Below are 1,072 nucleotides of genomic sequence, written 5' to 3'. Positions count from 1 at the left end.
TGTTGCTGTAGATAAATCAATCGCTGGTGATATTGCAGAGGCAATGGCTGACGAATTTCCAGAAGCTTCATACTCTAAGTGTACGCCTGGATTGCCATCATAAGAGTTGGCTGGTCCTGTACCTGTAGAATTGGCTGCTGGATTTGAAATATCCCATTCACCGTTGTTACCTCCAAAACCTGTACCTGTCCATCCTGCTGGATCAACAGTTGGATCGTCTCCAAAGGTTTCTGTAAATATGGTTGACGATGTCCCACTAGCACAAGTAACACCTACTGGTGGTGGTGGTGGTGTGTTTAATGTTGTAAAGTTTACTGGACCTCCATAAACACTTTGACCGTTACCACAATCGGCTAAGATGTAAAATTCATAAGCTGTACTTGCTGTAAGGCCTGTTGCTAATAATGGATTAGTTGTTGTTACGGTTCCAGCACCTGTTGGAGTTCCTGTTCCTGCAGGCTGGATAACATACTCCCATTGTGTTTCACCATTGTTGGCTGTCCATGAGAAATCTGCTGTGGTATCTGTAATGTTAGCAACCATTATATTGGTTGGTGCCACACAGAAAGTACCACAGGTTTCTACTGTAATCTGGTCTAAAGACATATCGCCTTCGAAACCATTTCCTGTTCCGCCATAACTAAATTCTATATAGATTACTTGTCCTAAGTAAGTGTCTAAATTTACACCTATTGGCACCCATGCTTCTGCATCTGTGGATTGTAAATCGCCTATCCATGTGTATTCTGTTGTAAATGGTCCTGTAGCACTTGTTCCTACATTAACATTTAATGTACCTATATCATCTCCAAAGGCATGCATAAAAAAGGCTAATTCTGCACCATCTGTTGCTGTAGATAAATCGATAGCTGGTGAAATTGCCGAGGCAATGGCTGATGAATTTCCAGAAGCTTCATATTCTAAGTGTACGCCTGGATTACCATCGTAAGAATTGGCTGGTCCTGTGCCTGTAGAATTGGCTGCTGGGTTTGTAATACGCCAGTTACCATTAGCACCTCCAAAACCTGTACCTGTCCATCCTGTTGGAGCAACACCTGGAGTGTCTCCAAAA

1 protein-coding gene is annotated in these 1,072 nt (G+C 42.7%); it reads right to left on the bottom strand.

Annotated features, from left to right (window positions below):
- A partial coding sequence (locus ACVC43_RS00190) for a choice-of-anchor J domain-containing protein (RefSeq protein ID WP_452222554.1) occupies window positions 1-1,072 on the bottom strand: 1,072 nt, incomplete at both ends.

The sequence above is a fragment of the Lacinutrix chionoecetis genome (assembly GCF_053604665.1).
The sequence above is the reverse complement of the archived record's forward strand: the minus strand, read 5'-3'. Positions and strand labels throughout refer to the sequence as shown.